Raw genomic sequence first — 17,434 nt, 5'->3', positions numbered from 1 at the left:
TTCGGGCCACCCGCGCCGCGGCCGGCTCAGACGACCGCAGGCCGGGCCCGGTCCAGCGCGAGGTGGACGGCGAGCCCGCCGAGGACGCTTCCCATCACGAACTTCTGCGCCCGCAGCCATGCCGGGCGTCCCGACAGGAATGCCGCGACAGTTCCTGCGACGCAGACGATCAGCGCGTTCACGGTCAGCGCGACCACGATCTGCACACTGCCCAGCAGCAGGCTCTGCAACCAGACCGGTCCGGCGCCGGGGTGCACGAACTGCGGGATCAGCGCCAGGTACATCACCGCGATCTTCGGATTGAGCAGATTCGTCGTGAGATCCATCAGGAACACCCGGGCGGACGAATCCCGGGGCAGTGCCCGGGCAGGCGCGAACGGCGCACTACCGCCGGGCCGCAACGCGTGCCACGCCAGCCATCCCAGATAGCACGCGCCCGCCACCTTCAGCGCGGTGTACACCTGCGGGACGGCGGAGAACACCGCCGAAATACCCAGTGCCGCAGCGGCCAGATAGCACAGGAACCCGAGAGCGACACCGGCCAGCGAGACCAGGCCCGCCACCCTGCCCTGGGTGATGCTGCGCGAGACCAGATACAGCATGTTGGGTCCCGGCGTGAGAACCATGCCGAGCGCGATCGCCGCCACCCCGAGCACCGCCACCGAATCGATCATGTCCGTCACGATCCCACCGCGGCGACGCGCCGTCGCGGTCCAGTCCAGCCTCGGTGGACCTGTGTCCGGGTTGCATTCGTCGACGACCAGTGAGAACGTCGGAAGAGTAAAGCGTTGTCCAATCCGAAAGGGTGAAACACGAATTATGCGTACGGCCGTAGCCGACAACTACCCCACGAGGGACCGCGACGAGTGCACGATGACCGTCCGTCAGGACCCGGTCACCTGGTTCGATCCGAAACGGGGTGATACCCGGTCCGGTCCGCTCACTGCGAATCAGATTGCCGACTACGACAAGCGCGGATACCACTCCGCCGACGCGATCATCCCGCCGCGCGACGTGTTCGACCTGGTCGACGAGATGACCCGCCTCGCCGAGACCGACACGTTGCGCGGCGACGACCGCATCGTGCGGGAGAACGGTAACGGCGCCGTGCGGTCCGTGTTCGACGTCCACCGCCTCAGCGACGTCGTCGACGACATCATCCGCCGCCCCGAGGTGGTGGGTATCGCCCGGCAGATCCTCGGTTCGGACGTCTACGTCCACCAGTCGCGGCTCAACTTCAAACCGGGTTTCACCGGCGGCCCGTTCTACTGGCACTCCGACTTCGAGACCTGGCACGCCGAGGACGGAATGCCCACTCCGCGCGCTGCGAGCATCTCGATCGCGCTGACCGAGAACTACGGGCACAACGGCGGGCTGATGATCATGCCCGGATCGCACCGCGCGTACGTCTCGTGCGCCGGCGAGACCCCCGAGGACTACTTCAAGGAATCGCTGGTCAGCTGCGTTCCGCCCACCGGGTCGCCGGATCAGCCGACGCTCACCCGGATGGCCAACGAGTACGGCATCGACACGATGACCGGGCCCGCGGGTTCGGCCACCGTCTTCGATTCGAACTGCATGCACGGTTCGAACGGCAACATCACGCCGTTCGCGCGGTCCAACCTCTTCATCGTGTTCAACAGTGTCGAAAACACTCTCACGGATCCGTTCTCGGCGCCCGCACCGCGCCCCGGCTACCTCGGTAGCCGGGATTTCACCCCTCTGCGGTAATGAGCACCACGACGTATCGCGGCCCCGCTCCCTGACGTCGGAGCGGGGCCGCGGTGTTCTCGATGCGGCGGAACCCGTAGCCTTCGCGGCGCCCTGCGTGCGACGATGACTTGGCACGGTTCGACCGCCCGGCCCGGGGCGCCGGCCGAACCTTCATCTCCCGGAACGGGGAATGATGTTTGCCTACATCGCGCGTACCGTCGTCGCACACCCGTGGCGAGTCATCGCAGCCTGGGTCGTCGCCGCCATAGCGGTGATTCTCTTCGCACCCAGCCTCGACGACTACACCACCGGTAACCAGCAGACGTTCCTGCCCAGTTCATTCGAGTCGTCCGAGGCGCAGGCCGTCGGCAACCACTACTTCCCCAGCCTGTCCGGTGCCACCGGCAGCCTGGTGGTGGTCCGCGCCGACGACGCCCCGCTGTCTCCCGCCGACCAGCAGATGGCCCTGAATCTCGCGACTTCGCTGCAGAATTCGGCGATCCCGGGCGTGCTGAGCGTGCAGGGGTCGCCCACGTCGCTGTCCGCCGACGGGAAGGCCGCCGCACTGCAGGTGGTGTTCGCCGGGCAACCCGGTGACGACCAGGTCAACGACGCCGTTCCGGTCGTCCGGAACGACGCCGAGCAGCAACTGAACGGCACCGGACTGGTGAGCGGGCTGACCGGCAACGCGGCCATCCAGGTCGACACGACCGCCGCTTACGACAACGCCGACAAGGTCATCACGATCGCCACGGTGATCGTCATCCTCACGCTGCTCGGCCTGATCTTCCGCAGCCCCGTCATCGCGGTCCTGCCGGTCCTCGTGATCGGCGTCGTGCTGGCGGTGGTCACCGGGCTTACCGCCGTGCTCGCCGATCTGTTCGACTTCCAGGTCAGCACGTCACTCCAATCGATCCTCGTGGTCGTCCTCTTCGGTGTCGGCACCGACTACATCGTCTTCCTGCTGTTCCGGTACCGCGAGCGTCTCCGGCAGCAGGCCGCGGCAGGCTCCACCACCGACACGCACCGGGAAGCGCTCGTGTTCTCCACCGACGTCGTCGGACGCGTCGTCGCGTCGTCGGCGCTCACGGTCATCGTCGCGTTCGCCGCGCTGCTGCTGGCGAAACTCGGTTCGCTGACCACGCTCGCCCCGGGGCTCATCGTCGCGGTGGCCGCCATGCTCGTGACCGCGCTGACGCTCATTCCCGCCGTGTTCACCGTGCTGGGCCGCCACCTGTTCTGGCCGCTCGGCCCGGGGCACGACAGCCCCCACACACCGTTCGCCTCGATCGGCGCCGCGATCGGACGCCGCCCGGCCGTGTTCGCCGTCGTCATCGGCGTCGTACTGATCGCGCTCGCCTCGTTCGCGTCCAGCTACAAGTCGACGTACAACACGCTCGGCGAACTGCCCGCCGACACACCGTCCCAGCAGGCGTTCGACACCCTCGGCAAGTCGTTCCCCGCGGGCGCGCTCAGCCCCACCCAGGTGTACGTCGTGGCTCCCGGACCGCTCGACCCCGCGTCGCTGACGCCCCTCGTGACCGCGCTGACGCAAGTGCCGGGGGTGTCCTCGGTCGCCCCGCCGCGACCGAGTCAGGACGGTCGCGCCGCACTCGTCAACGTCATCCTCGCCGACGACCCCTACTCGAACGCGTCCCTCGACCTCGTCGAGGGACCGATCCGCGATGCCGCCCACGGAGCGGTCCCCGGCTCGGAAGTCGTTGTGGGAGGGCAGACGTCCACGTTCGTCGACGTCCGCGCTCAACTCGCGGCGGACACGCGCCTCGTCTTCCCCGTCGCCGCGGTCGCGATCGCGCTGATCCTCGCCCTGCTCCTGCTGGCGGTGCTCGCCCCGCTCAACCTGCTGGTGTGCGTGGCACTCACGTTCGTCGCCACCCTCGGCGCCGTCGTGCTCCTGTTCCTGCACGGCCTCGGCTACGACGGCATCGACTTCTCCATTCCGATCGTGCTCTACCTGTTCGTCGTGGCGATCGGCACCGACTACAACATCCTGCTCGCCTCGCGGCTGCGCGAGGAATTCCGCAACGGGTACTCCCCTCGCGCCGCCGCGCGGATCGCCGTCGCCAACGACGCCCCCACCGTCGCCGCCGCAGGCCTGATCCTCGCGCTGACGTTCGCGTCCCTGACCCTCACCGGACTGGCCAACCTCGCCGAACTCGGCTTCGGAGTCGCGATCGGCGTCGCGCTCGCCGCCTTCGCGATGGCCCCGATGCTGGTGCCGAGCCTGTCGGCGCTCGAACGTCGCGCCTTCTGGTGGCCGAGCAGGCAGAAGGCGGTCGTCGACACCGGCGACGACCGGGAGCCCGCGGTGCCGCGGTAGCTGCTGTCGTTTCTGCAGACGCACCACTTCTCAATTCGTGCACGGGTTCTCGGGCCCTGAATTCCGTGCGCGAACAGAGAAGGAGTGCGCGGCTGCGGCACAGGACCGAAAACGTGGGAACATACGTTCGACTGTTGGTGTAGCATGGCCGCATGACCTCCGCGGATGCGCGGTATGCGCTGCAGGCTTCGCTGTTCGACGACGCGTCGTTCGGTGTGGAGCTGGGCGAACTCGGGCCGACGGTGCAGCGTCGCACACTGACGGCGGGGGCGTGGGTGGACGTGCGACCGGGGTGGATGACCGGCTCCGACGAGCTGTTCACGACGCTCGCGGAGACGGTGCCGTGGAAGGCGGAGCGCCGCCAGATGTACGACCGGGTGGTGGACGTGCCGCGGCTCGTCCGGTTCTACCGAGAGGGCGAGCCGCTCCCCGACCCCCTGCTGGTCACCGCGCGAGACGCCCTGAGCAGGCATTACCTGCCCGAACTCGGCGAAGGGTTCGCCACGTCCGGACTCTGTTTCTACCGCGACGGGTCCGACAGCGTCGCCTGGCACGGCGACGACACCGGTCGCAGCCGAACCGAGGACACGATGGTCGCCATCCTCTCGCTCGGCGCCTCGCGTCCGCTGCTGCTGCGCCCGCGCGGCGGCGGGCACTCGATCCGGTACTCCCTCGGCCACGGTGACCTGCTGGTGATGGGTGGTTCCTGCCAGCGCACCTGGGAGCATTGTGTACCGAAGAGTGCCCGCGCGCTCGGACCGCGGATCAGCATCCAGTTCCGGACCCGGGGCGTGCGGTGACTATCCGCGCCGGGCCGCGACGGCCTGCGCCAGCCGGTCGAGTTGCGCGGCCGTGGTGTTCCAGTCGATGCAGGCGTCGGTGATCGACTGGCCGTAGGTGAGCTCCTCGGATTTTCCGAGGGTGAGGTCCTGGCGTCCGGCCTCGATGAAGCTCTCCACCATCACGCCGACGATCCCCTTTTCGCCTGCCTCGAGGCGGGCCGCGATGTCGTCCAGCACGTCGACCTGCTTCTCGTGGTTCTTGCTGCTGTTGCCGTGGCTGGCGTCGATGACGACGCGTTCCGGCAGACCGGACTTGTTCAGCCGGGCGAGCGTGTCCGCGACCGTCTCTGCGTCGTAGTTCGGTCCGTCGCTGCCGCCCCGCAGGATGACGTGGCAGTCGGGGTTGCCCATGGTGCGGATCAGCGCGGCCTGCCCGTCGAGGTCGGTGCCGGGGAACACGTGGCTCGCCGCGGCGGCGCGGGTGCCGTCCACGGCCACCTGCACGTCGCCTTCCGTCGAGTTCTTGATGCCGACGGGCATCGACAGCGCGCTGCACAGCTGCCGGTGCACCTGGCTGGCGGCGGTGCGGGCACCGATCGCGCCGTAGGTGACGAGGTCGGCGATGTACTGCGGCATGATCGGGTCGAGGAATTCGCAGCCGACCGGCAGGCCGAGGGAGGACACGTCGAGCAGCAGCTTGCGGCCCATGCGGATCCCGGTGTCGATGTCGAACGTGCCGTCCAGGTGGGGGTCGTTGAGCAGACCCTTCCAGCCCAGCGTGGTGCGCGGCTTCTCGAAGTAGACCCGCATCACGATGTGCAGGTCGTCGCGCAGTTCCTCGGCCTTGGCGGCGAGCCGGCGGGCGTAGTCCATCGCGGCGACGGGATCGTGCACGGAGCACGGGCCGACCACGACGAGCAAGCGGTCGTCGTCGCCGTTCAGCACGTTCACCGTGTCGGCGCGGCCCGAGCGGACGGTCGCGGACGCGACGTCGTCGGGGGCGTGTTCGCGGCGCACGACGGACGGCGCCACCAGCGGGCTGATGCTCACGGTGCGCTGGGCGTCCAGGCGATCACTGCTGGTCGTGGTGTCGAGAGTGACAGTCATGGGTTCGGGGTTCCTGTTCTCAGGCCGGCCCTCGAAGACTGTGGAGATTCCCGCGAGCCGGTCTGTAATCCGGCTCTGGGGTGGAGGAGGTCAGCGCGTGGTTACGCCGACCGGCCCACCCGGGGCCGGCCTGCTAAACCAGAAATATGCGCGCTGCATGACGGCCACAGTAACGGCTGGCCCGGATCGGCGCCACACCCACCCTCCCCTGACATTTGTCAGGGTGAGGTCGTGACGGACGTGTGAGGGTCGCCGGCCGCCCGGATCGCACGCTGAATGCATGACATCGACAGAACCCCGCACCTCCGCGAAGGCGTCCGCGTCGCAGGCTCCGGCAGTCAGGCTGCGCGGCGTCCACAAGCACTTCGGTGACGTTCACGCCGTGCGCGGGCTGGACCTCGAGATCCGGCCCGGTGAGATCGTCGCGTTCCTCGGCCCGAACGGCGCAGGCAAGACCACCACCGTCGACATGGTCCTCGGACTGTCCCGCCCCACCGCCGGCGAGGTGTCCGTCTTCGGCACGGACCCGCGCACCGCGATCGCGAAGGGACTCGTCTCCGCGGTCATGCAGACGGGCGGCCTGCTGAAGGAACTGACGGTCGCGGAGACCGTCCGGCTCACCGCAAGCCTGTTCGCCGACACCCGGCCCGTCGACGAGGTCCTCACCCGCGCCGGTATCGCCGATCTCGGAAACCGGTTGGTGGGCAAGTGCTCCGGCGGGCAGCAGCAACGACTGCGGTTCGCGATGGCACTGCTGTCCGATCCGGAGTTGCTGATCCTCGACGAGCCGACCACCGGCATGGACGTCGAGGGCAGGCGGGACTTCTGGTCGGCGATCCGCGCCGACGCGGACAGCGGCCGGACGGTCGTCTTCGCAACGCACTACCTCGAGGAGGCCGACGCGTACGCCGACCGGATCGTGCTGGTGCGCAAGGGGAAAATCGTCGCCGACGGCACCGCCGCCGAGGTGAAGGCGCTGGCCGCGGGACGCACCGTCCGCGCCCACTTCCCGGGCGCGGACCGGGAACAGCTGTTCGCGATTCCCGGCGCCGACAGCATCGAGGTGCGCGCGACAGCGTCCTGATCCACTCGACGGACACCGACGCCGTGGCCCGCCACCTGCTCACCCGCACACCCGCCAGCGACCTCGAAATCGTCTCCCGGGGCCTCGAAGACGCGTTCATCGCGCTCACCTCCGACGACTCCGCCACGGAAGGACCGAACTCGTGACCACCCTCGCCGCCCACCGCCGCGTTCCCCCGCTCGGCGGTCTCAACACCACCCTCCTCGGACTCGAACTGCGTCGCCTGCTGCGCAATCGGCGCACGATGATCATCACCCTCGTGATGCCGGTGGTGTTCTTCCTCATCTTCGGACTGAACCCGAGTTACTCGGGGGAGAGCGCGGGCAACGGGAACGTCTCGGCGTACGTGATGATCAGCATGGCGCTGTACGGCGCGATGATCGCGACGACGAGCGGCGGTGCGATGGTGTCGGTGGAGCGGGCGTCCGGGTGGAGTCGGCAGTTACGGCTCACCCCGTTGTCCCCGGGGGTCTACATCCTCGTCAAGGTGCTGGTCGCGATGATGCTCGGGCTCGCGGCCGTCGGCGTCGTCTATCTCGTGGGCGCGTTCACGTCCGTCCAGATGGACACGTCCCTGTGGTTCACGACGGCCCTGATCACCTGGCTGGGCTCTGCAGTGTTCGCGGCGTTCGGCCTGTTCATGGGATATCTGCTGCCGAGCGAGAACGTCATGCAGATCCTCGGCCCCGGGCTCGCCGTGCTCGGCTTCGCGGGCGGCCTGTTCATGCCGCTGCAGGACGGCTCCGTGTGGGCGTCGATTGCACAGTTCATGCCCACGTACGGGCTCAGCCAGCTCGTGCACGCACCGCTCACCGGCGACGCTATGCAGTGGACGTGGGTCCTGAACGTCGCGGTGTGGCTGGCGATCTTCGTCGGCGGTGCGGTGTGGCGGTTCCAGCGCGACACCGAGCGAGTGTGACGGCGGTATCGTGGCTTCCGTGACCACCCCCGACGGCCCCGTCGTGACCAGGCGATGGGGCCGTTTCGGATTCGTCTTCGCCGCCGCGTGGACGGTGTTCCTGTTCCAGCCCTTCTTCGACGGCTGGGCCGACCGCGGTCACGTCCGGGGCTGGATCGGGATGATTGCCACGCTCGCGTTCGCGGCGACGTATCTCGCGATGTTCCGGTGGTCGCATACCCGCCGCGCGCACAACGAGTTTCGGCCGCCGCTGAACCAGGCGCTGCCGGTGATGGCGGCGCTGTTCACGCTCGCGGCGGTCATGACCCTGGCCGTGGGGCCGTCGGGATTGTCCGCCGCCGTCTTCCTCGCGGTGTCGGCGATCATCCTGCTGCCCGCCTGGCTCGGTGGCGTCACCGCCCTCACGATCGCCGTGCTCGTAGAGGTGATCTCCACGGCCATGGGCTGGGGTTCGGGCACCGGGCTGTCGCTGGGTGTGTGCGCGGCGGCGTTCGCGATGTTCGGGGTGACCAAGCTGATCAACCGCAACATCGAACTGGTCCGCGAACGGGAGGAGAGCGAACGGCTCGCGGTGCAGGAGGAACGCACCCGAATGGCCCGCGACCTCCACGACATCCTCGGGCACTCCCTCACCGTCATCACCGTCAAGGCCGAACTCGTGGGCCGGCTCCTCGACATCGACCTGGACCGGGCCCGCACGGAAGTGGCAGACCTGGAACGTCTTTCCCGCGACGCGCTCGCCGACGTCCGGCAGGCCGTGCAGGGAATCCGGGGACTGTCGCTGCCGATGGAGATCGCCCGGGCCAGGGAAGCGTTGCGGGCGGCCGGGATCGAGGCCGAGCTACCGGGCAGCACCGAGTCCGTGCCCACCGAATTGCGCGAGTTGTTCGCGTGGTCCGTCCGCGAGGGTGTCACGAACGTGGTCCGGCACAGCGGCGCGACGCTCTGCGCGGTCACGGTGGGCGAACGCGACGTCACCGTCGTCGACAACGGTTCCGGCTGTGGCGAATTCGCCCACGGCAACGGGCTCGTCGGCCTGCGGGAGCGCGCCGCCGCGGCCGGAGCACGGGTCGTCATCACCCACCCGCAACCCGGCGGATTCTCGTTGCACGTGCTGAAGGAAGAGGTCCCGTGACGATCCGGTTGCTGCTCGCCGACGACCAGGCACTCGTCCGCGGCGCCCTCGCCGCCCTGCTCGACCTCGAACCCGACCTGACGGTGGTCGCGGAGGTCGGGCGCGGCGACGAGGTGGTCGCCGCGGCCCGCGAGCACTCCCCCGACGTCGCGCTCCTCGACGTCGAGATGCCCGGCCTGGACGGGATCGCCGCCGCGGCGGCACTGCGCGCCGAGGTGCCGCAGACCCGCGTCCTGATCGTGACGACGTTCGGTCGTCCCGGCTACCTGCGCAGGGCCCTGCAGGCGGGGGCGTCGGGATTCGTCGTGAAGGACACCCCGGCCCGGCAACTCGCCGACGCCGTGCGCCGGGTCCACGCGGGACTGCGCGTCGTCGATCCCACCCTCGCCGCCGACAGCCTCGTCAGCGGGGAATCGCCGCTCACCGACCGGGAGACCGACGTGCTGCGGGCCGCGCGGGACGGTGCACCGGTCGCCTCGATCGCGGCCGCACTGTTTCTCTCCGCGGGGACGGTGCGCAACCATCTGTCGTCGGCGATCGGCAAGACCGGCGCCAGCACCCGCGCCGAGGCCGTCCGCGCGGCGGAGTCCCACGGCTGGCTGTAGGCGGCTCCGCCGCCCGTGAGTGGTTAGGGAGTCCCTGGACTCGTCAGCCACTCACGGGGCCGGAGGCCCTGGTCTGCGACGGATTCTCCCCGAACCGCCGGCGGTAGGACGCCGCGAACAGGCCGAGGTTGACGTATCCCCACGCGCCGGCAATCGAGGCGACGGTCTCGCCGGGAGGTGCGGTGAGCAGTTCCTCCCGGATGCTCCGAAGCCGCTGCTCACGCACGTACTCGGCCGGCGTGGTGTCCAGGTATTTCCGGAACGATCCGGACAGGGTCCGGACGCTGACCCCCACCGCGTCGGCGATGTCGGAGGCCGTCGGCAGTTCGCGGGCGCACTCGCGGATGTACTGGACGGCGTGCCGCACGTAGCCCGGTGCCGCCGGGCCGGTGGTCCGGTCCGGGTCGACTCCGGCGCGGGCCGCCCATTCGGTGAGCAGGTGGCCGACGAGCAACTCCTGCAGGTTGAGCCCGATGCGCCCGTCGGCGGCGTGTCCCGGTAACTCCCCCGTCGTCCGCATGGCGTACCCGAGCAGCGCCTGCCAGCCGGACCCGCCGCCCCCGATGACGCATTTGCGTTGCCAGAGAACATCTCCCGGATCGAATCCCCACCAGCGCACCGCCGTGTCGGCGAGCATCCGGTGGGGAATCGTGAGATTGAGTTGCACGTGGTCCGGCGAAAATTCGACGAGGTAGTCGATTCGGCTGCAGTCGGCGACGAACGTGTCACCGGCCGGTGTGTCCGCCGTGGCGTCGCAGTCGACGTGGTGCCGGGCGTTCCCGCGGATGGTCGTGAGAACGAGCGCGTTTCCGGCATCGGGTGAGAAGTCGCCGACGGAGACAGGGATTCCGTAGGAGAACCGGGTGACGGTGATGTCGCCGATCTTCGTGGAGTACATGCTCGACCTGGGCGCCAACCCGACCCCGAGCGGACGCACGACATACGGCATGTACACGCGGTCGGACCAGTGCCGGATCTGGTCCCAGTCGTCCGACGTCCTGCGCTCGGCGACCGGTGGCCCTCCCACCGCAAACGGATCCAGCGCGACCATGCGTCGAGTATGCCCTGTGCGCCTTTTTGGTAGCGGGAACAACCAGAAAGGCGCACAGGCAGCATTGCTTATATCGTGAGTGTGTGCTCATAATATGGGTGTACCTGTGACACCAGTCACTGCCCGCCTCCTCGAAGGACGCGCACATGTCAGACGTAGGAATCCTGATCAACACCACGGTCGCCGTAGCGGCGGTCGTGCTGATGATCGTGCGTTTCAAGTTCAACCCCGTGGTGTCGCTGGTCGTGGGATCCGCGTACCTCGGACTCACGACAGGACTCGGCACAGCCAAGACGGTGGAAGTCATCAGCACCGGTTTCGGCGACATCATGGCCGAAGTAGGACTTCTGATCGCCTTCGGCGTCCTGATGGGCGCCATGCTGAAAGAAATGGGCGCCATCCAGCGCCTGGTCGGAACGCTTCTCCGGGTGTTCGGGCCGAAACGAATGCCCTATGCGATGTCGCTGACGATCGCGACGTTGCTGCAGTCCATCTTCCTCGACGTCCTGCTGGTCATCTCGGCGCCGCTGGCCCGCAACCTCGCACCGAAGGTCGGCCGGGTCGGGACCGCCCGCATGGCCACCGCCCTCGCCATCGGTCTCGAGTGCGGCATCGTCCTCATGGTTCCCGGTGTCGGCGCCCTCGCCTTGGCCGGACTGCTCGGTGTGCCGCTCGGCAAGATGCTGATCTTCGGGCTCATCCTGGTGATCCCGACCGTGGCGATCTCGGTCGCGATCATGTCGTTCCTGTTCACCCGCGGTTGGTGGAATCCGGACAAGGACGAGGAGCACTTCCATCAGACGGTCGTCGACGACGAAGAAGAGGACTGGACCGACGGCACCGGTGGCAGCACCCCTCGGCCGGACGCCGGCGGAGGTGTCGCCCAGGCGCAACGCGCCGCGACCGTCACCACCGAGCGCACCAAGCACGACCGTCCGCTGATCCTGCTCCTCGCCCCGCTGCTCTTCTCCCTCCTGCTCATCGCGACCGGCGCGATCCTGGACATCGCCGACATCAGCAACCCGGTCGTCTCGTTCGTGTCGGAGCCGCTCATCGCGTTGCTGATCGGACTGATCGGCACCAGCTTCGTCGGCCGGTTCAGCATCGGCCAGCACCGCGTCCAAAAGGCGATCGCCAGCGGTTTCAGCGAGAGCGGCCAGATCCTCATCCTCACCGGTGTCGGCGGATCCCTCGCCGCGACCATCGCCGCGGTGGGCCTCGGCGACATCCTCGGCAAGTACTTCACCGCCAATCACGCGGCTCCGCTGCTGATGGTCTGGGTTGTCGCCGCCGTCCTGCACATCGCTGTCGGCTCGGTGACGATCTCCGCTATCACCGCCGCGGGCATCCTCGCGCCCATCGCCCCCACCCTCGGGCTCGACCCGGTCCTCATCGCTCTCGCGGCCGGCGCCGGCTCCCTGTTCGCGGTGCATGTCACCAGCAACACGTTCTGGTTGCTGCAATCCTTGATGGGTCAGACCACACGAGGCACGCTGAAGACGTGTTCGGTGGGAGTATCGGTGGCATCGGTCGTCGCAATACTGCTCGTCCTGCCCATGAGCCTCGTTCTCTGAGCGTCACTATCAGTTAAGGATCACCATGTTCTCCGACAACACCATTCGGCCTCTCGACGGCGTTCGGGTACTCGAGCTGGGCAATTACATCGCCGCACCGACGGCGGGCCGGATGCTCGCCGACTTCGGCGCCGAGGTCATCAAGGTGGAGCGCCCGAAGACCGGCGACGAACTGCGTAACTGGCGCCTGTACTCCGGCGACACCTCGATGCTGTACCGCACGATCAACCGGAACAAGAAGTCGATCGTGCTGGACCTGCGCACCGAGGAGGGCAGGCAACTCGTCCTCGACCTCGCCGCCCACTGCGACATCCTGCTGGAGAACTTCCGGCCCGGCACGCTGGAGAAGTGGGGTATCGGACCGGACGCGTTGAACGAGGCCAATCCGGACCTGGTGATCGCAAGGATCTCGGCGTTCGGGCAGACCGGACCGATGTCGCAGCGGCCGGGCTTCGCCGCGGTCGCGGAGGCCGCAGGCGGGTTCCGCGAACTCGTCGGCGACCCGGACCGGCCACCGGTGCGGGTCGGGGTGTCGATCGGCGATTCGATCGCCGGACTCTATGCGGCGTTCGGGGCGGTGATGGCACTGTTCCAACGCGAGGCCGCGAAGGTCGCCGGCACGCAGGGCCCGTCCCTGCCGCATCGGATCATCGACGTCGCGCTGAACGAATCGATCCTGTCGATGATGGAGTCGCTGATCCCCGACTACCTGGCGTACGGCATCAAACGCGAACGCGTCGGCGGCCGGATGGAGGGCATCGCCCCGTCGAACGCGTACACCTGCAACGACGGCAACAGCATCATCATCGCCGGCAACGGGGACGCCATCTTCCAGCGCTACATGGAGACCATCGGCCGCCCCGACCTCGGCGCCGACCCGGACCTGTCCACCAACGCCGGACGGTGGGCGCGCCGCGACGAACTCGACGCCGCGATCGGCGAGTGGACCATCCAGTACTCGCGCGACGACGCGCTGAAGATCCTCGACACCGCCGGGGTGCCGTCGGGTCCGATCAACACCGCCGCCGACATCTGCAGCGACGACCAGTACGCGGCCCGCAACATGATTCAGCAGTTCACCGTCGACACCGGTGAGGCCGAGCCGAAGCAGGTCGGGTTCCCCGGCATCGTCCCGGTGATCGGCGGACAGTCGCTGCCGATCCGCAACGTCGGACCGGACCTCGGCGAGCACACCCGGGAGGTCCTCGAGACGCTGCTCGGCAAGACCCCGGAACAGATCGACTCCCTCGTCAACGACACGGTAGGTGACATCTCATGACGCAATCCTTCGAATCACGCGCCCTGCTCCGCGACGTCACCCTGCGCGACGGACTACAGCTCACCGGCAAGATGCTGCCCACCGCCCGGAAGCTCGAGATCGCGCGACGACTCCTCGAACTCGGCGTGCCCGCCCTCGAGATCGGGTCGATGGCCCGCCCCGACCTCGTCCCGCCGATGGCGAACACCGTCGAGGTGATCTCGGAACTGACCCCGGAGGAACTGGAGCACTGCTGGGTGTGGGTCGCCACGCCCCGGCACGTGGAGAAGGCCGCCGCCGCGGGCGCACGCCATTTCCAGTACTGCTTCTCCGCGTCCGATTCCCACAACCAGGCGAACATCGGCCGGTCCACCGAGGACAGCCTCGCCGCGATGCCCGCCGCGATCGAACTCGCGCAGGACGTCGGGGGCAGCATCCAATTGTGCATCGCGACGTCGTTCACCTGCCCGTTCGAGGGCCGGGTGCCGGAGCAGCGGGTGATCGACATCGCCAACGATCCGCGCGCCCACGGCGCCGTCGACGTCGTCGTCTGCGACACCCTCGGCCAGGCGGTCCCTGCCGAGGTGTACTCCCTCGTCTCCCGGGTCCGGCTCGAGACCCCGCAACGCGGCATCGTCTTCCACGGTCACGACACGTGGGGGCTGGGGGTCGCGAACAGTCTCGCCGCGGTCGCGGCGGGCGCAATGACCGTCGACGGCGCACTCGGCGGGCTCGGCGGCTGCCCGTTCGCGCCCGGCGCCAGCGGCAACACCGCCAGCGAGGACCTCCTGTTCGCCACCCGCCCGGACTGGCTGAACCCCACCACGTTCGGCTCGCTGGTGGAACTGTCCGAGAAGACCCTCGCCGAACTCGGCGAGGCCAATCGGTCCAAGGCCGCGCAGGGCGCGCGCTCCAACGCGTCCGCGTTCGAGTGGGTCATAGGCGGCGGCCGATGAGTGGCGCCCGGTTCTACGTCACCACCCCGATCCCCGAACCCGCCCTCACGCTGCTGCGCGCCGCGGGCAGCGTCGAAGTGCCCGAGGAACTTCCGGACGCCGCCCGGCTGCGGGAGGTCTGCGTGTCCGGCGACTACGACGTGGTGGTGTCCCAACTACGCGACACGTTCGACGCCGACCTCCTCGCCGCCGCGAAGATCCGCGGGATCTCCAACTACGCGGTCGGGTTCAACAACGTCGACATCGGTGCGGCCACCGCCAACAAGATCCTCGTCGGCAACACCCCGGGGGTTCTCACCGACTCCACCGCCGACGTCGCGATGCTGCTGATCATGGCCACCGCGCGCCGGGCGGTGGAGGCCGACACGTTCGTCCGTTCCGGCAAGTTCACCGGCTGGGAACCGAACCTGCTGCTCGGCCAGGATGTTTCGGGGAGCACCCTCGGACTCGCCGGATTCGGTCGGATCGCCCGCGCCACCGCCCGCCGGGCACTGGCCTTCGGCATGCAGGTGCTGTTCTGCCCGCGGCCTCCCGGTGACCGGCCGGTGCCGGACGCCGAACTCGGCGAGTTCGCCGGACGCGTCACCCATACCGACTGGGACACCCTCGTCACCACCAGTGACTTCCTGTCCCTGCATGTTCCGCTGAACGAGCAGACACGGCACCTGGTGGACGCGGACGTCCTGCACGCGATGAAGCCGACGACGATCCTCGTCAACACCGCGCGCGGTCCCGTCGTCGACGAGACCGCCCTCGTCGCCGCCCTGAAATCCGGGGAGATCGCCGGGGCCGGACTGGACGTCTACGAGGACGAGCCCGCGCTCGCACCCGGGCTCGCGGAACTGCCGAACACCGTGCTGCTCCCCCACCTCGGCAGCGCCACCGTCGCCGTACGGTCCGAGATGGCGCGGCTGTGCGCCGAAAATGCGGTGGCCATGGCGCAGAACCGGATCCCACCGCACCCGGTCAACCCGGAGGCGTGGACGTCGTGACGGACGCCGCGACCCGTCCTGAAGGACGAGCACGCCTCACGACGGGTAGCGGCCGCCCAGCGTCCGGGTGACCTGCTCGGCGCTGCCGACGAGCAGATCCACCCACTTCTCGCACTGTTCGCGAGGCATGCGGAGGGTCGGCCCGCTGATCGCCAGCGCGCCGAGCACGTCGCCGGACGAATCGAACACGGGCGCAGCCAATCCCGAAGCGCTGTCCTCCCGCTCCCCGGCCGTGATGGCGTACCCGTCGGCCCGCGCCTGGTGGATCAGGTCGCGCAGCACCGCGGTGTCGGTGACGGTGCCCTCCGTCATCGGTTCGATGGGTCCGGCGAGGACCTGCTCGGTGAGGTCCGGGTTCCAGGCGAGCAGCACCCGGCCGGCCGACCCCGCAGGCAGGGGGACGATCTTTCCGACGTACATGTTCCGTCGCAGGGCATGCTCGGTCTCCGCGATGGCCACGCACACGCGGTAGCCCTGCTCGACCCGGAAGAAGCTGGCGGTCTCACCGGTAGCGTCGCGGATCTCCTTCAGCACCGGTGTGACGACGGCCAGCACGTCGAGTCCCTTGGTGGCCGTTGCCGCCCAGAACGCCATCTTGACGCCGATCCGGATCTGGTCGCCGGACCGGTCGAGGAATTCCTGCGCCACCAGGTTGCTGACCAGCCTTTGGACCGTCGACGTCGGCAGGCCCGTGGCCTGGTGGATCTCGCCCAGCGTCATCGACGGACGCGACAGGCTGAAGGCATCGAGGATCTCCGTGATCTTGCTCAGCACCAGCAACGGCTGGTGCTTGGAGGTCAATTCGCCGTCTTCCGCTCGCATACCCACGACGATAGTCGCCCCCACCAGCACGTGAGTGCCGAAGGATGGCGGAACACACTTCGGCACTCACATGGGGAGAAAATACCGTCGCTACTCGAGCGGCGATGTGGTACCAATTGAAGATGCTCGAATTCGACTCGACGAAAGGCGCATGAGCGCCCTCCGAGATTTCTCTCCGACACGTTGCTGCGGGGAATTCACCCGCGCGTTCGGCGCGCTTCGCTCGGTACCCACCCGGTGCCGCGACCCTGCCTTCACATTCGCTGTGCCCCACGACGTCTTCGAGGAAGGAGGTACACATGAAATTAGCTGAGGCACTGGCCGAACGCGGCGATCTGACGCGCCGGGTGGAGCAACTGAAGTCGCGCATCCTCACCAATGCCCGACATCAGGAGGGCGAGGCGCCGGCGGAGGACGCCGCGGCGCTCCTCGCCGAACTGGACGAGGTCCTGGACCGCACGGAAGTCCTGGTGCGCAGAATCAACCGGACGAATACCGCTGCGCCACTCGGCGATGCGAGAATCACGGACGCGCTGGCCCGCCGGGACATGCTGCGCATCCGGCACCGGGTGGTGTCCGCGGCAGCGGATGCCGCCTCGGGTCGTGAGCAGGACCGATACGGCAGGCAGCTGCGCTCCGAACTCGTCTTCGTCGCGGCGTTGCCCGTCCGGGATCTCCGGCGTAGGGCGGACGATCTCGCGCGGCGGATCCGGGAAATCGATCTGCAAGTGCAGAAGGCGAATTGGGAAGTCGAGTTGCTCGACTGACGTTTCGCCGGGTAGTAGGTAACCGTTCCGGAGGCGAGCACGCACCGCGGTCGGCGGCAATCCGGCCACTTCTCCTGCGCGGAGGGCAGCGCACCCCGGGCACACACCCGGATCACAGTGCAGCCCTGCACAACGCACAGGTGACGGTGCACGGCGCACAACTCATCACCGGGTGCTGATCGGGAACGGCGAGGGCGGGTAAGGGGCTACCCACACACGTGAGTGGCAAAGCGTGCCGGAGCACACTTTGTGTCCGCATTGCCCGCCGACGCCACTCCTGTGTTCGGAGACCGAGTGGGATCGACAAGAGCGTTCATTCTCTCGCGTG

Annotated in this window: 15 protein-coding genes and 1 pseudogene; 12 read left to right on the top strand and 4 right to left on the bottom strand. The window is 68.4% G+C overall.

The genetic code is table 11. The features are described 5' to 3' along the window. Positions 1–26: 26 nt before the first annotated feature. Entirely contained in the window at positions 27–674 is a 648-nt protein-coding gene (locus MLGJGCBP_RS24625) for a LysE family translocator (RefSeq protein ID WP_160098805.1), read from the bottom strand. Positions 675–819: 145 nt separating this feature from the next. Here MLGJGCBP_RS24625 and thpD point away from each other — a divergent pair, with 145 nt between their 5' ends. From thpD to MLGJGCBP_RS24610, 3 genes are all read left to right on the top strand, one after another. Further along, positions 820–1,731: an ectoine hydroxylase gene (gene thpD / locus MLGJGCBP_RS24620; protein WP_160098741.1), complete on the top strand. Its 912-nt coding sequence runs from the start codon at positions 820–822 to the stop codon at positions 1,729–1,731. 172 nt (positions 1,732–1,903) lie between these two features. Beyond that, positions 1,904–4,054, top strand: a complete 2,151-nt coding sequence (locus MLGJGCBP_RS24615) for an MMPL family transporter (protein WP_160098739.1) — start codon at positions 1,904–1,906, stop codon at positions 4,052–4,054. 152 nt (positions 4,055–4,206) lie between these two features. Continuing rightward, a complete protein-coding gene (locus MLGJGCBP_RS24610) occupies positions 4,207–4,854 on the top strand; it encodes an alpha-ketoglutarate-dependent dioxygenase AlkB (protein ID WP_160098737.1) in 648 nt (215 codons plus the stop codon). Here MLGJGCBP_RS24610 and MLGJGCBP_RS24605 read toward each other — a convergent pair whose 3' ends face one another. Beyond that, on the bottom strand, positions 4,855–5,943 hold the full coding sequence (locus MLGJGCBP_RS24605) for a 3-deoxy-7-phosphoheptulonate synthase (RefSeq protein ID WP_087557635.1): 1,089 nt from the start codon (positions 5,941–5,943) through the stop codon (positions 4,855–4,857). A 280-nt stretch (positions 5,944–6,223) separates the two neighbouring features. Here MLGJGCBP_RS24605 and MLGJGCBP_RS24600 point away from each other — a divergent pair. The 4 genes and pseudogenes from MLGJGCBP_RS24600 (at position 6,224) to MLGJGCBP_RS24585 (ending at position 9,686) form a co-directional block, all read left to right on the top strand. Next, positions 6,224–7,173, top strand: a pseudogene (locus tag MLGJGCBP_RS24600) (ABC transporter ATP-binding protein). Next, a complete protein-coding gene (locus MLGJGCBP_RS24595) occupies positions 7,170–7,946 on the top strand; it encodes an ABC transporter permease (RefSeq protein ID WP_160098735.1) in 777 nt (258 codons plus the stop codon). The pseudogene MLGJGCBP_RS24600 and the gene MLGJGCBP_RS24595 overlap by 4 nt, the downstream one beginning before the upstream one ends. Before the next feature lie 19 nt (positions 7,947–7,965). Then, positions 7,966–9,081, top strand: coding sequence for a sensor histidine kinase (locus MLGJGCBP_RS24590; protein ID WP_236581345.1), 1,116 nt, complete (start codon positions 7,966–7,968; stop codon positions 9,079–9,081). Further along, positions 9,078–9,686 carry a response regulator transcription factor gene (locus MLGJGCBP_RS24585; RefSeq protein WP_124392651.1) on the top strand — a complete coding sequence of 203 codons (609 nt, stop codon included), beginning with the start codon at positions 9,078–9,080 and terminating at the stop codon, positions 9,684–9,686. Before MLGJGCBP_RS24590 ends, MLGJGCBP_RS24585 begins: the two co-directional genes overlap by 4 nt. A gap of 43 nt (positions 9,687–9,729) precedes the next feature. Here MLGJGCBP_RS24585 and MLGJGCBP_RS24580 read toward each other — a convergent pair whose 3' ends face one another. Next, entirely contained in the window at positions 9,730–10,737 is a 1,008-nt protein-coding gene (locus MLGJGCBP_RS24580; RefSeq protein WP_160098731.1) for a helix-turn-helix transcriptional regulator, read from the bottom strand. Between the two features lie 146 nt (positions 10,738–10,883). On the opposite strand from MLGJGCBP_RS24580, the gene MLGJGCBP_RS24575 reads away from it, so the two are divergent. From MLGJGCBP_RS24575 to MLGJGCBP_RS24560, 4 genes are read left to right on the top strand one after another with little or no spacing between them, the layout of a single operon-like run. Continuing rightward, on the top strand, positions 10,884–12,311 hold the full coding sequence (locus MLGJGCBP_RS24575; protein WP_087557641.1) for a GntP family permease: 1,428 nt from the start codon (positions 10,884–10,886) through the stop codon (positions 12,309–12,311). Between the two features lie 25 nt (positions 12,312–12,336). Beyond that, positions 12,337–13,590, top strand: a complete 1,254-nt coding sequence (locus tag MLGJGCBP_RS24570; RefSeq protein ID WP_087557642.1) for a CaiB/BaiF CoA transferase family protein — start codon at positions 12,337–12,339, stop codon at positions 13,588–13,590. After that, complete coding sequence (locus MLGJGCBP_RS24565) at positions 13,587–14,525, top strand: hydroxymethylglutaryl-CoA lyase (protein WP_160098729.1); 939 nt, start codon at positions 13,587–13,589, stop codon at positions 14,523–14,525. Before MLGJGCBP_RS24570 ends, MLGJGCBP_RS24565 begins: the two co-directional genes overlap by 4 nt. After that, the gene (locus tag MLGJGCBP_RS24560; RefSeq protein ID WP_160098727.1) at positions 14,522–15,517 is read left to right on the top strand and encodes a 2-hydroxyacid dehydrogenase; all 996 of its coding nucleotides are present in this window, start codon (positions 14,522–14,524) and stop codon (positions 15,515–15,517) included. Before MLGJGCBP_RS24565 ends, MLGJGCBP_RS24560 begins: the two co-directional genes overlap by 4 nt. 36 nt (positions 15,518–15,553) lie before the next feature. Here the strand turns inward: MLGJGCBP_RS24560 and MLGJGCBP_RS24555 are convergent, their stop codons facing one another. Then, positions 15,554–16,339: an IclR family transcriptional regulator gene (locus MLGJGCBP_RS24555; RefSeq protein ID WP_160098725.1), complete on the bottom strand. Its 786-nt coding sequence runs from the start codon at positions 16,337–16,339 to the stop codon at positions 15,554–15,556. 299 nt (positions 16,340–16,638) lie between these two features. Here MLGJGCBP_RS24555 and MLGJGCBP_RS24550 point away from each other — a divergent pair, with 299 nt between their 5' ends. Then, entirely contained in the window at positions 16,639–17,106 is a 468-nt protein-coding gene (locus tag MLGJGCBP_RS24550; RefSeq protein WP_160098723.1) for a DIP1984 family protein, read from the top strand. Positions 17,107–17,434 lie beyond the last annotated feature (328 nt).

Source organism: Rhodococcus sp. T7, from assembly GCF_009872365.1.
Taxonomy (GTDB): Bacteria; Actinomycetota; Actinomycetes; order Mycobacteriales; family Mycobacteriaceae; genus Rhodococcus_F.
This window is presented reverse-complemented; position numbering and strand designations above follow the sequence as displayed.

Coding starts and splice junctions, on each gene's coding strand:
- MLGJGCBP_RS24625 (WP_160098805.1), bottom strand. CDS start 674: ATGATCGATTCGGTGGCGGTGCTCGGGGTGGCGGCGATCGCGCTCGGC.
- thpD (WP_160098741.1), top strand. CDS start 820: ATGCGTACGGCCGTAGCCGACAACTACCCCACGAGGGACCGCGACGAG.
- MLGJGCBP_RS24615 (WP_160098739.1), top strand. CDS start 1,904: ATGATGTTTGCCTACATCGCGCGTACCGTCGTCGCACACCCGTGGCGA.
- MLGJGCBP_RS24610 (WP_160098737.1), top strand. CDS start 4,207: ATGACCTCCGCGGATGCGCGGTATGCGCTGCAGGCTTCGCTGTTCGAC.
- MLGJGCBP_RS24605 (WP_087557635.1), bottom strand. CDS start 5,943: ATGACTGTCACTCTCGACACCACGACCAGCAGTGATCGCCTGGACGCC.
- MLGJGCBP_RS24580 (WP_160098731.1), bottom strand. CDS start 10,737: ATGGTCGCGCTGGATCCGTTTGCGGTGGGAGGGCCACCGGTCGCCGAG.
- MLGJGCBP_RS24575 (WP_087557641.1), top strand. CDS start 10,884: ATGTCAGACGTAGGAATCCTGATCAACACCACGGTCGCCGTAGCGGCG.
- MLGJGCBP_RS24570 (WP_087557642.1), top strand. CDS start 12,337: ATGTTCTCCGACAACACCATTCGGCCTCTCGACGGCGTTCGGGTACTC.
- MLGJGCBP_RS24565 (WP_160098729.1), top strand. CDS start 13,587: ATGACGCAATCCTTCGAATCACGCGCCCTGCTCCGCGACGTCACCCTG.
- MLGJGCBP_RS24560 (WP_160098727.1), top strand. CDS start 14,522: ATGAGTGGCGCCCGGTTCTACGTCACCACCCCGATCCCCGAACCCGCC.
- MLGJGCBP_RS24555 (WP_160098725.1), bottom strand. CDS start 16,339: ATGCGAGCGGAAGACGGCGAATTGACCTCCAAGCACCAGCCGTTGCTG.
- MLGJGCBP_RS24550 (WP_160098723.1), top strand. CDS start 16,639: ATGAAATTAGCTGAGGCACTGGCCGAACGCGGCGATCTGACGCGCCGG.